Raw genomic sequence first — 12,983 nt, forward strand, 5'->3', positions numbered from 1 at the left:
CGGGTGACTCGGGCGGGCAACGGGCGACTCGGGCGGGCCAAGCTCCGGGCGCCGTGCTCTGGCTGCGACCCCGCCCGTCAGCGGCAGGTGGTCACCGCTGATCGGGCCGGAGCACGGTGGTCCTGAACGCACCCCCTTCGGCCGCAGCATGGGCAACGGCCTCATTGGCCTCACCCAGGGCGAATTCCGCAACGTCGTACTCGGTCAGGTCCAGGAGGCCGGACCTGATCAGTGCGATCAGTCGGGCGACGGCCCCCGCCGGGTACATCCACCGGCCCCGGACCGTGATGCTGTTCCGCATGAGCCACGGGTAGGGCAGGTGGAGGTCCTCGCCGCCCTGCATGCCCACGCCTCCCATCAGGACGACCCGGCCGAACTCGCGGACGGTCATCGCGGCGGTCCGCACCGGGGTCGGCCCGGCGCCGGGCGGGAGCAGGTCGAGTACGCAGTCGATCGGGCCCGGGGCCGCCCGGCGCATCCGTTCACCGTCCTCGTCCTCGTCACCGGTGAGCCGTACGGGCCGGACCCGTGAGCCGAAGCGGCGTACCAGGTCGTCAAGGACCTTCTCGTTGCGGCCGGGCGCCACCACGCAGCCCGCCCCCATCGCCAGGGCGACTTGGACGGCCCCGCTGCCGAAGTAACCCGTCGCGCCGCTGACAAGGACCGTCTCGCCTGCCCCCAGCTCCGCCGCGAGGAAGCCTCCGTACGGCACCAGGAGCGGTCCGAGTGCGCACCAGCGTCCGGCGTCCGCGGCGTCGATCTGGCCGATCGGGATCGCGTTCTCGGTCGGGATCAGCATCTGCTCGGCGAAGGGGCCGTGGCGGAAGTGCCGCTGCAGGCGCAGGCCGCCGTCACCGCGCGCGCTCAGGCCCTGGAGCGTGACGTCCGGGGTCCGCGCGTCGTCGCGCGAGCGCACGGTGGGATCGCAGAACACCCAGTCGCCGACGGTCAGCCGCGTCGCGTCGGGACCGACCGCCCGCACCCTGCCGATCGCCCCGACCCCCGGCACGAGTGGCAGTTGGAGCAGGTATCCGCGCTCGCCGCTCAACACCTCGCCCATATAAGGGAGTACGGAACTCGCCACGACATCGACCACCACCTCCCCCGTGCCGAGGACCGGGTCCGGCAGTGTCTCGACCACCAGCGGTGATCCGAACGCCTTGAGCAGTGCGGCCTTCATGGTCATGGCCCTTCCCTGGAGATCTCTGGAGTGGGACCAGCGTGGCAAGTCCTCCCGCCCGCATCCAGGAGTGGGATCGTCCTGGGACTGCCAGGCCCCTGCCTCGGGCAGTGCTGTGACCGCATCGGTTCGCCGGGTTGGGGTCCGTTCCCGCCCGCGAGGTGAACGAGGAGGCCGATTCAGCCGGCGAGCCTCTCGATCGCGGCAGGTGTGACGGGCGTGAAGAAGTTCACGAGGTTGCCGTCGGGGTCGCGGAGGAGGAGTGAGCGGTTGCCCCACGGCATCGTGGTGGGCTCCTGGACGAACTCCTGGACGTGGGCGGTTAGGTTGTGCGCGAGGCCGTCCACGTCGTCCACCCGGAATTCGAGGATGACGCTCCGGTTGTCGGCCGGGTGCGCGGCGCCCGGCGCGAACATCGGGACGGTACGGGTGCTGCCGATCGCGAGGGTGGCCGTGGCGGTCCTGAGTTCGGCGAAGTCCTCGGTGGACCAGCTCGCCCGCACGCCGGTCGCGTGCTCGTAGAAGTCGACGAGGCGGGTGATGTCATCCGTGATGACACGGATCGAGACGAAGTCCATGGGTGGTCTCCCTGGGTGAGTGCGTGGGGGCTTCCAGTCGCACGCTACGACCGATACCGGGCAGAACCCGCCCGGTATTCGCGAGAGACTCCGACCATGCCCCGACCCACCGCCCGCGTACTCGCCCTGCTGGAACTCCTGCAGTCCGGCGGCGTCCGCAACGTCGCCGAACTCGCCGATCAGCTCGGCGTGGACGAGCGCACGGTGCGGCGCTACGTCCAGCACCTCATCGATCTCGACGTGCCCGTCGAGTCGGTGCGCGGCCGGTACGGCGGCTACCGGCTGGCCTCCGGCTTCCGCATGCCTCCGCTCATGCTGAGCGACGACGAGGCGCTGGCCGTGCTCCTCGGTCTGGTCGCCGGTCAGCGGGCCGGCCTGATGACGAGCACCGGCGCGGCGAGCGAGACTGCGGCGGCCAAGGTCCGGCGGGTCCTGCCCGCGCGGCTCGGCCGCCGGCTCGACGCCGTGCTCGACTCGCTGGCCTTCACCGCCCCGCCCGGCGAGTCGGTCGCGCCCGAGAGCACGGTCCTGCTCACGATCGCCGACGCGGTGCGCCACCACCGGCCGGTCTCGATCCGGTACGCCGCCGCCGACGGCCGGCGCAGCGAGCGCACCCTGCACCCGTACGGGCTCGTCGCCCACTCGGGCAAGTGGTACGTGACGGGCACGGATACCGCGATCGGCGAGGACCGGACGTTCCGGCTCGACCGCGTCGCCGACGCGAGGACCCTGCCGGGCTCGTTCGTGCCGCCCGCCGCGATCGATCCGGCGCAACGCGTCCTGTCCGGGCTCGCCACGGCTCCGTACCGGCACGAGGTGACCCTGCGGATCCAGGGAACGGCCGAGCAGATCCGCGCCCGGCTGCCCGCCGGCCTCGCCGGCCTGACGGAGTTGCCGCCCGCGAGCAGCGCGGACGCGTCGGCCGGGCCCTGGTTCCGAGTCGAGCTGCGGGTGGAGCGGCTCGACTGGCTGCCGGGTGAACTCGCCGCGCTGGACCGGCCGTTCGTCATCGAGCGACCGGACGAACTCCGCGGTCTCGTCGCCGCCCTCGCCGACCGGCTGGCCGATTCAGCCCGACGGCTCGGCGGCGACGGGAGTCATCAATGACCTTCCGGAAGAGACCTGAGAGCGTTCGGCGGGTCCTCCCGTCGGGCCCTCACGACCAGAGCTGGTAGACGTTCCCGTCGTTGCACTCGTGCGTGTAGACCTGATTCTTGTCGTTGGCGTCGAGGCATTCGCCGGTGGCCACGTTCTGCAGCTTCCAGCCGTCACCGGTGTTGAGCTCGCGCCAGCGCTGGTAGTCGTTCTGGCCGCTGCTGCAGGCCTCGACGTAGGCGTCGTGGTCGGTGTACCCGGCGAGGCAGGACCCCGGCACCTCCGCCAGCCGCTCGATCCAGACATTGCCTCCGACGTTGACGTCGTGCCACTTCGCGGCGCCGAACGAGCAGGGGTAGAGACCCACGTTGTTCCAGCCGAAGTGGTGGTCCCACATGCCGGTGAGACAGCCCCCGCCGTTCTTGTGGTTCCACACGACGTCACCGTCCGCATGGGCCGCGGCACTCGCCCCGACGACCAGGAGCGGCGCGACAAGTGCCGCCCCCAACACACGCCCAATACGCTGCCGAATCACTTCAGTTCCCTTTCGTTGTGGTGGTCTTGCGGCAGGTCGTCTCAGTACCAGAGCTGGTAGACGTTCCCGTCGTTGCACTCGTGCATGTAGACGGAGCTCCCGTTGCTGTCGAGGCATTCGCCGGTCTGCCGGTTCCGCAGCTTCCAGCCGTTACCGGTGTCGATCTCGTCCCAGCGCTGGTAGTTGTTGCCGCTGCAGGACTCCGTGTAGACGTCGTGGTCCGTGTAAGCCGTCATACAGAAGTTGGTCTTGCCCGAGACGGTCTCCAGCCAGCTTCCGTCGCCCTGGTGCACGTCGTGCCAGAAGGGGACGGTGTTGTGGCAGCTGTCGATTTCGACGTCGTCCGGCGTGCCGGCCCAGTTGTAGTGGGGCTCCAGGCACTTGTTGTCCGGCTTGTGGGTCCAGTGGACGTCCGAGTCGGCGTGAGCCGCCGCGCTGGTCGCCAGGACGAGGAGCGGAGCGAGCACCATCGTTCCGACCGCCTGAGCTACGCGCTTGACACGCATGTCTGATCCCCCTGTTTCGGATGGCTACGGATTACGGTCCCGACTCACCCGGAGCCCGGACCAGGTGGGCGCCGACTCCCGGCCTGACGACCCACTCCTCAACGGTATGCAGCCACCCACGGCTGAGCCGTACTCAAAGGTTCCCGGGAAACGTCCCACCGTCATCCCACCGACCTGACCTGCGACTTGGGACACCGGGCATGCGCGTTCCCGGGACGTCCCGCGACGCCACGCACTCCAACTCACGGATGGAGTAAGGGAATTACCATGTCTACGAGCCATCGGGCTGGACCGCCGCGTCCTGCGAGCCGGGCATCCGCACCCGGGACGGCCTCACGCCGTACACGGGTTGGCGGCCTGGAACCTGATACCGCTTGAGCGCCACAGCCACCAGGATGTACGGGTGAACCAGGTGACCATCAGCGAAGAAGACCGCCGGGCGCTCGGACTCTGGGCCGCCGAGTGCGTGGAGCACGCGCTGCCCCTCTTCGAGGCGAAGGCCCCCTCGGATGCCCGCCCTCGCGAGGCGATCGCGGGCGTCCGGGCCTTCGTACGCGAGGGGAAGCGGACCGGTCGACTGCGGGCCGTGGCCTGGGCGGCGCTCGCAGCTGCCCGAGACGTGGACGACCCGGCCGCCACAGCCGCCGCCCGCGCCGCGGGCTACGCGGCGGCGACCCCGTACATCCACCCCTTGGCCACCCCGCACCAGTCGAGGCACGCGCTCGCGCCCGCGGTGTACGCAGCTCGCGCGAGCGAGCTGGCGACGGGCGACGACGCCGCGGTCGGTGACGAGGAGATCCAACGGGCGATCAGCCTCGCCCCACCGGAAGTCCGCGAACTGCTACGCCGACTGCCACCGCGCGGCCCCGGCCGCAGCCGCCTGGACACGCTCTACTACGAGCTGGATGCGGCCCTTCGTAGCTGAATGGGCGAACGTGACGGCGGGCCGGGGCATCGACGTCCGTCGCCTGTTCCCCTCCCCCAACAACTCGTGGCGAACGCCCAGTTGGTGCGGGTGCCGGGAGGGAGGCCCTTCGCCGGGCAACCTCCGCAACGCAGCACCGCAGCCACCCCCGGGGCCCGTTGAGTCCCCCACCGATCCCGGCCCCGTACCGTGTGGCGCATGGTGCGAGTGAGGGTCATGGACGACGCGGATGTCCCGGCGGTGGCCGAGATACGGGTGCGGGGGCTGGCACATCGGAGTGGGGCGGGCTCTCCTAGCCGCCGTCCACGAGGCCGTTGATCCCCGGGCCGCCGTCGATCTGTGGGTCCTGCGGGACAACGCCCGTGCCCGCCGCTTCTACGAACTCGCCGGGTACGCCCCGGACGGCGCCGAGGAGCAGGAGGACTACGACGGAGTCCCCGTCACCGAACTCCGCTACCGGCGGGCACCTGCCGGGCCACCAGGACGTCCGGTCAGCCGTCAGGCGCGGCAGCGCAGCATCTCGAAGGACGGGTTGGCCCGGTAGTCCGCCCAGAAGTCGGCGCCGTACGCGGCGATCCCGGCGGGCGACACCTCGGTCGGCACCCACGTGATCTCGCTGAACCCGGCCTTGGCCAGGCACGTTTCGAACACCTCGCGGCGCGCCAGGCCGGATGTGAACGAGATCGGCGCACCCTCCAGCAGTGCGGTGACCTTCACCCGGGGCCCGGTGCCGGACTCTTCACCCGTCAGCTCGGTGAGGAACCCGTACGGGCGCGGCGACGGCCCGGAGAAGTCGTAGTCCGGCGTCTGGTGGAGCATGAAGAACTCGCCTCCGCTCTTCAGGCTCTGGTGCACCTTGCGACACAGGTGCTCGAACTCGGGGACGGTTTCGGCGTAGTTGAGCAGCATCACCGCGGTGGCCACGTCGAAGCGTTCCTCCGCCAGTGACAGGTCGGCCACGTCGCCGACCTGGTAGCGCACGCCCAGTGGGTCGGCCTGCTCGATGCCCGTCGCGGCGGCGATCATCTCGCCGGAGATGTCGATGCCGAACACGTCCGCCGCGCCGCGCCGCTTCAACTCACGGCTGTAGAAGCCGGTGCCGCAGGCCAGGTCGATCACCTTCTTGCCGGTGACGTCCCCGACCAAGCCGAGGAAGCTGGGCGCTTCCACGTACTGGGCCAGCGGCAGGGCCTTGAACCCCTCGAACGCCTCGCCGATCTCGTCGTACGTCTCCTGCGCGCTCATCGAGCACTCCTCCCGTTTTTGCGGTGTCCTGTCCCGGACACCGGCAGTCTCTCCACACTCGGCGGCAGGCCCGTACTGGCAGAAGCTACGAAAGATCACGCTGTGGGGACGGTGGTCACACGAACGCGGGGCCGTCGGCCGGCCTCACCCCGCGGACATACTCGCAACGTCCGGCGTGCGGATGTGCTGGGTGAGGAAGAGGGCCGCGCGATCCAATGCCTCGTCGGCTTCGTCGAGGACGCCGGCGAACGACTGGAACACGTGGGGTACGTCGGCGGTGATGTCGAGGACCACGTCCACTCCGGCGGCCCTCGCGCGCGCGGCCATGCGCGTGGAGTCGTCCAGGAGCACTTCGTTGGTGCCCACCTGGAGGAGCATCGGCGGGAAACCGCTCAGGTCGGCCCGGATGGCCGGGCTGAGCATGGGGTGTTCCGGGTCCTGCCCCGCGAGGTACATGGCTCCGGTGCGCCCCAGCGATTCGCGGGTGAAGAACGGGTCGATGCCTGCTTTGGTGTCCATGCTCGCGCCCGTCCGGGTGGCGTCGAGGCCGGGCGAGAACGCGACGATCGCCGCAGGCAGGGGGAGGTTCGCGGCGCGGGCGGCAAGGCAGGTGGTGACGGCGAGCCCACCGCCGGCGGAGTCACCGGCGAACACGATGCCGGAAGGATCTTCGCCGCCGTCGAGCAACGCGCGGTACGCGCTCAGCGTGTCTTCGATCGCGGCCGGGAACGGGTGCTCGGGGGCGAGCCGGTAGTCCAACGAGTAGGCCCTGGCCCCGGTCTTGGTCACGAGGTTGCCCGTCAGCGACAGTGCGGTCTCGGGTGAACCGAACACGAAGCCGCCGCCGTGGAAGTACAGGATCGTCCCGGCGCGTGCGCCCTCGACCGGTTCGACGAGCAGTGCGGGGCGTGCGGCGAGCGTCGTGGCCGTGGTGCGGATTCCGTCCGGGACGATCATCGTGGCCATCATCGCCCTGAACCCCGCTCGCATCGCCTCAACCGGTTGAGGACCCTCGGGTCGGGGCTGCCGCAGCATGGCGTCGATCATCGTGCGCTGTTCCCTGCTCATCCCAGGCCTCCATCGTAAGTAGCTGCCGCTACACTATATGCCGTGGCATACAAATCGAGCCCTGCCGATCTCCCGGGCTTCTTCTCCGACCTCGTCCGTTGCGAGACGCGTCTGTACAACGCCCTCAACGACCGCCTTCGCGAGCGGCACGGCATCGTCACGTCCCAGTTCGAGTTCCTGCGCCATCTCCGTGACCACCCCGGGTCCCGGGTGGCGGACCTCGCCACCGAGTTCGCGGTCGGGATCGGGGCGACCAGCAAGGGTGTCGACCGCCTGGAGAAGCAGGGCTGGGTCGTCCGGCAACGCAATCCATCGGATCGCCGGTCATCGCTGCTGGCGCTGACCGATGAGGGCCTGGAACTGGTCGACGCGGCCGACCGCACCTTCACCGAGCGGCTGGCCGAGCTGATCGGCGGCACTCTCGAAGGAACCCGCCTGACGGCCATGGCGCAGCCCCTCTCGGAGCTCCGTTCCGTACTGGAACGCGACCAGATCGGCATGCCCGCGGGCTGAGAGGACCCGCAATCCAACTCCCGGGAACAAAAGGGGTGCGTACCCCCTCCGCCCCCTGCCAGGCTCCCCCAATGAATCGTGACCAGATCTCCCGGCATGCCCACGCGGACCATCCGATCGCGGCCCCGCTCGACGACGACTCGGTACGTCGGCTGCTGGAACGCGGTGTCCCGCGCGCCGACGCCCGCGTACTCGACCTCGGCTGCGGCGGCGGGGAGTGGCTCCTGCGCGCCCTCACCGCGCACCCGCGCCTACGGGCCGAAGGAGTGGACGTCTCCGAGAGCTCGCTGACCCACGCCCGCGAGGCCGCGCAGCTCGCCGGCGTCCAACGGCGACTCGTCCTCCACCAGGCCGATGCCGCGCAGTTCACCGCCCCACACGCCTTCGACCTGGTGCTCAGCGTCGGGGCCACGCATGCCTTCGGCGGCCTGCTCCCCACCCTCGCGGCGGCGCGCAAGCATCTGGCTCCCGGCGGGCGCGTCCTGGTCGGCGAGGGATTCTGGCTGCGCGAACCCTCCCCCGAGGCCGCCGAAATGCTGGGCGACCTCAGCGACCTGCCGACCACCCTGGACCACGTCGTCGCTGATGGCTGGACCCCCGTCCAGGCACACATCAGCACACGTCAGGAGCTCGACGCCTACGAATGGGCATGGACGGGATCCCTGGCCTCATGGGCCCTGGACCACCCGGACGACCCCGACAGCCCGCAGGCCCTGGCGGCAGCCACCACCCACCGCGACGAATGGCTGAACGTGTACCGGGACGTCTTCGGCTTCGTATGCCTGATCCTGCGGCCGACGTCCGGGTGAAGCACCCCGAACGGGCGCCTCGGCGCGACGATGCGGAGTCTCGTCGATCGTGAACTGGCCGTCTGGCGTGGCGGCTTGGGCCGCGCTTGGGGCGGGCGGCTCCACTTCAACTGACCCGGTCGGCAAAGCGGTTCGCGGAGAGCGTTGCCGAACAGCGGGCGCAGCCGGAGCCGGGGGGACTCGCCACGCCCTCTCTTTCGCCGTCGGCCACCCAGCCCTCGCCTCATCCCAGGGCAGCGGTACGTCACAGCCCCCGTCGCCAGCCGGGGACGGGCCGTCACCGCCGCTCGCCCCGTCACTCGGTGCCGGGCCTCGGCCGGCAAACGCCTGGGATGTCCCGGGTTCAGTGTGAGTCCGCATCCCAATGCCCTGGTCAGCGGCGTGAGACGGCCTTCCCGTTGTCCCGGGACAGCGCTGACCAGACTTCAAGGTCGTACCGAGTACCTACGTTTGAACTGCGTCAACGGCCGGCGCGCAACACAGGCCGTGTCACTGATCACTGGGAGAACAAGATGAGGCTGAACATGACGTCGGCGCTTCGCGACGGAATGGCCCGACCCACCCGGGGGAACACCCCCATGCTCAAGCGCCGTATGGCCGCCGTCGCCGTCGCCGCCACCGGCCTCATGGCCACCGGCCTCACCGCCAGCCCGGCCAGCGCCCTCCCCAGCGACGGCGGCGTCCCGATCAAGCTCCAGGACAACCTCTGCCTCGACATCCCCGGCGGCCACGCCGTGATCGGTGCCCAGATCCAACAGTGGGGTTGCAATGGCAGCGACGCCCAGCGGTGGAACTTCGTTCACGTCGACTCCACCCACTTCCTCGTCCAGAGCTCCCTCGACACCAACCTCTGCATCAACAACTGGGAAGGCGGAGACAAGACCGGCAACCACATCAAGCTCTACAACTGCGCCAACACCGGCGACGGCTCCTTCAACTGGGTCCACAGGGGCAACGGCACCCAGATGCAGCCCCGCAGCGCCGCCACGAACTGCCTCGACGCCTGGAGCGGAACCGGCCAGGGCAACGAAATCCGCCTCTACCCCTGCACCGACGCCCCCGGCGAGAACTTCGCCTGAACCCTGCACACCACACGACGAGCCATTCGACCCCGGCTTCAACAGGGTGTGCGAACCAGTGGGTTCGGGCCCATGAGCGGCATCTGAGCCACCACCTTTCGTGACGAACTCTGTCCCGGGATGTCCCGACATGGCTGCGGGACAGCAGTAGCGGGCCGTGGGACGGCCCGTTAGGGGCCTCGGGACGGCAGTTCGGGGTTCACGGGACGGCTACGTTTCTCAGTGACGCCGTCCGACGCGGTGGACAAAGACCCGCGTCGTCGCAAGGCGGTATGTCCACTCTCGCAATTCATTCCGCGGGGCGGGTCCGACAGGACTCCCCCGCCACCGACACATCACGGGATCCTTCATGCGCATACGCACTGCCGCCCTGGCCACGGCCGCCGCAGCCACCCTCGGGACGGTGCTGACCGCCGCTCCGGCCCAGGCCGCCCCCCGTTACAACATCTCGATCAACATCGCGGACGCCTTCTGTCTGGACATCCCGAACAGCAACCCCTACAACGGGCAGGTTGTCCAGCAGTGGACGTGCAATGACAGCAACGCTCAGAAGTGGAACGTCCTCGACTCCGGCTCCCACTACTTCAAGGTCCAGAGCGCCGCGTGGCCGCAGTTTTGCCTCAACAACTGGAGCGGTGGTGGAGCCCAGGGCGATTACATCAAGCTCTACAACTGCGACAGCGTGGACAGCAACTTCAACACGGTCGGCGCCGACTTCGGCAATTACTGGCAGTTCCAGCCGATGAAGGCCTCGGCGAACTGCGTGAACATGTACGGCGGTCAGACCCCGGGCGCCGTCATGCGCCTCTTCCCCTGCAGCGACACCGGCCCCAACTCGCGCTTCCGCCTGTATCCCATCTGGTGACAGCGCCGCCCTGACAGGCGGGCCGAACGGGCAACCGCGCCGAAATGGCTCTCCCCGGCGTCGAATTCCCGCACCCATGCCCCCCCCGAGCCCCGCTCACCAGAAAGAGAAACATGGCGGACGACAAGGTCCTCGCTGCCCAGAAATGGGTCAACGCCACTTACGCGAATGTCCCCGGCTATGCGAAATGCCCCGAGGACGGGCGCACCGGCTGGTCGACGATGTTCTCGCTGACGATGGCGCTCCAGGCGGAGCTGGCCATGGCCCCGCTCGTCGCGAGCTTCGGCCCGGGCACGCTTTCCGAGCTCGCGAAGCGCGGCGACATCGGCCCGAACGAGTCGAACGTCAACATCAAGAAAATCATCGAGCACGCGCTGTTCTGCAAGGGCTACTGGGGCGGCGACGGTTCGGGATCGTATGGCGCCGCCACCGACAAGTCGGTCAGGGCGCTCAAGAACGACGCCGGTGTCGACGCTTCGAACGGCCTGGTGCAGCCCAAGATCTTCAAGGCGCTCCTGAGCATGGACGCGTACGTCTCGGTCACCGGCGGCACCGACACGGTCCGCGCGGTGCAGCGCTGGCTCAACAGCCGCTACGTCAACCGGTCGTCGTTCTTCATCGGTCCCGCCGACGGCGTCTACTCGCGTGACGTGCAGAAGTCGCTGATGAAGGCGATCCAGTACGAGCTCGGCATACCCGACGACCAGGCCACCGGAGCCTTCGGCCCCGGCACCCAGGCGGGTCTGAAGAACCATGCGGTGAAGGAGGGTGACTCGGGCATCTTCGTCCAGCTCTTCTCCGCCGCGTGCGTGTTCAACTCGCCGGTGGTCACGCCCGACACCAACATCATGACCACGTTCCGCAGCACCTTCGACGCCAAACTCACCGAGTGGGTACGGGCGTTCCAGGGGTTCTCGGAGCTGGGCAGCCCCAGCGGCGTGGGCGACTACCGCACCTGGGCGCAGCTGCTGGTCTCCACCGGTGACCCGGACCGCCCCGCCCAGGCGTGCGACACCCGCTTCCGGATCACCCGCCCCCGCGCGGACGCCCTGTACGCGGCGGGCTACCGCCATGTGGGCCGCTACCTGTTCGACCCTCCGGGCAGCACGCTGGACAAGAACATCAAGGACGGCGAGCTGGAGGACATCTTCGCGGCCGGTCTGAGCGTGTTCCCGATCTACCAGGACAACGCCCGGCGCCTGGTGGACTTCACCTTCGAGCAGGGCTTCAACCACGCCCTGAACGCGCACTCGCACGCCGAACAGTACGGCTTCAACCGGGGTACGGTCATCTACTTCGCGGTCGACTACGACGCGACCGCGGACGAGATCGCGTCCAACATCGTCCCGTACTTCCAGGGCGTCCAGGCCGGTCTCGCCAACCAGGGCATGCGCTACTTCCACGGCGTCTACGGCTCCCGGAACGTGTGCACGCAGGTCAGCAAGAACACCGGCGCCCGGTATTCGTTCGTGTCCGGCATGTCCTGGGGCTTCTCCGGAAACCTCGGCTTCCCGCTCCCGCCGAACTGGGCGTTCAACCAGATCAAGGAGTTCAAGTTCACGGCCGGGTCCGACGCGTTCGACCTCGACAACGACGCGCACCGCTCGGGCAGCGACACCGGCCAGAACACCATCCACCAAGTGGTCGACCCCGCCGACGCGTTCGTCAAGAACCTGGAGACGGTCTTCCCGCTGGCGATGCAGTTCACGTCCACCAGGGCCGGCGACCCGAACCGGCTCACCATGGAGTACGGCCGCCACAAGGACTACGGCGGTTTCAAGTGGGCCATGCTGATCGGCGATCCCGACCCCGACTTCATCAAGTTCGCGGACAGCCACGGCGCGTCCGTACTCCCGGACTTCAAGGACTTCGTCACCGGGTACTCGATCGGTGCCCCGCATCTGCTGGCCACCGCCAACGGGCACTACGTCAAACCGCAGAACGAGAGTGACATCCGCGAGGTCGGTGCGGGCGACATCTCGGGGTGGGGCGGCGACCTCATCACCCTGTACGCGGAGTGGCAGCGCGACATCAAGGCGTACCCGTCCGGACACGCCTACTGCGACGCGAAGTTCGCCAAGCTGGGAGTGACCTCGACGTTCGGATTCAACGACCTCATCGAGGACGCGGACGGCTATCTGATCGCCCGGCGCGTGCAGCGAGGCGGTCAGTTCCTCGACGTCGTGCGCGAACACTACGGCCAGGGCGAGCGTGACGCCGGCGCGCTGACCCGCTTCCGTGACTACTTCGAGCAGCGCTTCGGCGGCAACGTCGACTACGTAGTCACCATGGCCCGTTCCATCCTGCTCCTGCAGTACGACCCGGTCATCGCGGCCGGCCGCACGAGCCTCATCAGGGGCATCGCGGGGCAGAACGCCACGCTGCCTGCGCAGCTCTCGGACAGCGTCCTCAACGACTTCTGCCGGGGGTTCGCGGACGGTCTCCACGACCGGGCCCTGCAGGAGACCAACGCCAAGGGTGCGTAGGCGCTCCGTTGCGAGTGCGGCCGCAGGGCCGTGGACCGGCCTTGGCAGGCCGCACGGTTCCTGTGCCCCTGATCGGGGCGCGGGATCGCAGCGGGCTTT

Annotated in this window: 14 protein-coding genes; 8 read left to right on the top strand and 6 right to left on the bottom strand. The window is 69.1% G+C overall.

Annotation, left to right across the window (positions count from 1 at the left end; genetic code table 11):
- Positions 1–91: 91 nt before the first annotated feature.
- Entirely contained in the window at positions 92–1,186 is a 1,095-nt protein-coding gene (locus ADK54_RS12605) for a medium chain dehydrogenase/reductase family protein (RefSeq protein ID WP_324610150.1), read from the bottom strand.
- A gap of 173 nt (positions 1,187–1,359) precedes the next feature.
- Positions 1,360–1,758, bottom strand: a complete 399-nt coding sequence (locus tag ADK54_RS12610; protein ID WP_053725677.1) for a VOC family protein — start codon at positions 1,756–1,758, stop codon at positions 1,360–1,362.
- A gap of 96 nt (positions 1,759–1,854) precedes the next feature.
- Between ADK54_RS12610 and ADK54_RS12615 the strand changes: the two genes are divergently transcribed.
- Entirely contained in the window at positions 1,855–2,865 is a 1,011-nt protein-coding gene (locus tag ADK54_RS12615) for a helix-turn-helix transcriptional regulator (RefSeq protein ID WP_053725678.1), read from the top strand.
- A 49-nt stretch (positions 2,866–2,914) separates the two neighbouring features.
- Here ADK54_RS12615 and ADK54_RS12620 read toward each other — a convergent pair whose 3' ends face one another.
- Together ADK54_RS12620 and ADK54_RS12625 are read right to left on the bottom strand one after the other, a co-directional pair.
- Positions 2,915–3,361, bottom strand: a complete 447-nt coding sequence (locus ADK54_RS12620) for an RICIN domain-containing protein (protein ID WP_159047737.1) — start codon at positions 3,359–3,361, stop codon at positions 2,915–2,917.
- Positions 3,362–3,429: 68 nt separating this feature from the next.
- Positions 3,430–3,894 carry an RICIN domain-containing protein gene (locus ADK54_RS12625; protein ID WP_053725680.1) on the bottom strand — a complete coding sequence of 155 codons (465 nt, stop codon included), beginning with the start codon at positions 3,892–3,894 and terminating at the stop codon, positions 3,430–3,432.
- Positions 3,895–4,297: 403 nt separating this feature from the next.
- Here ADK54_RS12625 and ADK54_RS12630 point away from each other — a divergent pair, with 403 nt between their 5' ends.
- Entirely contained in the window at positions 4,298–4,819 is a 522-nt protein-coding gene (locus ADK54_RS12630) for a putative immunity protein (RefSeq protein WP_053725681.1), read from the top strand.
- Between the two features lie 229 nt (positions 4,820–5,048).
- A complete protein-coding gene (locus ADK54_RS12635; RefSeq protein WP_053725682.1) occupies positions 5,049–5,363 on the top strand; it encodes a GNAT family N-acetyltransferase in 315 nt (104 codons plus the stop codon).
- On the opposite strand, the gene ADK54_RS12640 is transcribed toward ADK54_RS12635, so the two are convergent.
- Positions 5,318–6,064, bottom strand: coding sequence for a class I SAM-dependent methyltransferase (locus ADK54_RS12640; protein ID WP_053725683.1), 747 nt, complete (start codon positions 6,062–6,064; stop codon positions 5,318–5,320). The genes ADK54_RS12635 and ADK54_RS12640 overlap by 46 nt on opposite strands.
- Before the next feature lie 144 nt (positions 6,065–6,208).
- The gene (locus ADK54_RS12645; protein WP_053725684.1) at positions 6,209–7,132 is read right to left on the bottom strand and encodes an alpha/beta hydrolase; all 924 of its coding nucleotides are present in this window, start codon (positions 7,130–7,132) and stop codon (positions 6,209–6,211) included.
- Between the two features lie 42 nt (positions 7,133–7,174).
- Between ADK54_RS12645 and ADK54_RS12650 the strand changes: the two genes are divergently transcribed.
- From ADK54_RS12650 to ADK54_RS12670, 5 genes are all read left to right on the top strand, one after another.
- Positions 7,175–7,645 (top strand): MarR family winged helix-turn-helix transcriptional regulator, encoded by a 471-nt coding sequence (locus ADK54_RS12650; RefSeq protein WP_053725685.1) that lies wholly within the window; start codon positions 7,175–7,177, stop codon positions 7,643–7,645.
- Between the two features lie 71 nt (positions 7,646–7,716).
- A complete protein-coding gene (locus tag ADK54_RS12655; RefSeq protein WP_053725686.1) occupies positions 7,717–8,454 on the top strand; it encodes an SAM-dependent methyltransferase in 738 nt (245 codons plus the stop codon).
- A gap of 578 nt (positions 8,455–9,032) precedes the next feature.
- On the top strand, positions 9,033–9,533 hold the full coding sequence (locus ADK54_RS12660) for an RICIN domain-containing protein (RefSeq protein WP_078966332.1): 501 nt from the start codon (positions 9,033–9,035) through the stop codon (positions 9,531–9,533).
- A 349-nt stretch (positions 9,534–9,882) separates the two neighbouring features.
- Complete coding sequence (locus ADK54_RS12665; protein WP_053725688.1) at positions 9,883–10,398, top strand: RICIN domain-containing protein; 516 nt, start codon at positions 9,883–9,885, stop codon at positions 10,396–10,398.
- Between the two features lie 113 nt (positions 10,399–10,511).
- Complete coding sequence (locus ADK54_RS12670) at positions 10,512–12,884, top strand: glycoside hydrolase domain-containing protein (RefSeq protein WP_053725689.1); 2,373 nt, start codon at positions 10,512–10,514, stop codon at positions 12,882–12,884.
- Positions 12,885–12,983 lie beyond the last annotated feature (99 nt).

It is taken from the genome of Streptomyces sp. WM6378 (assembly GCF_001279695.1).
Classification (GTDB): Bacteria; Actinomycetota; Actinomycetes; order Streptomycetales; family Streptomycetaceae; genus Streptomyces.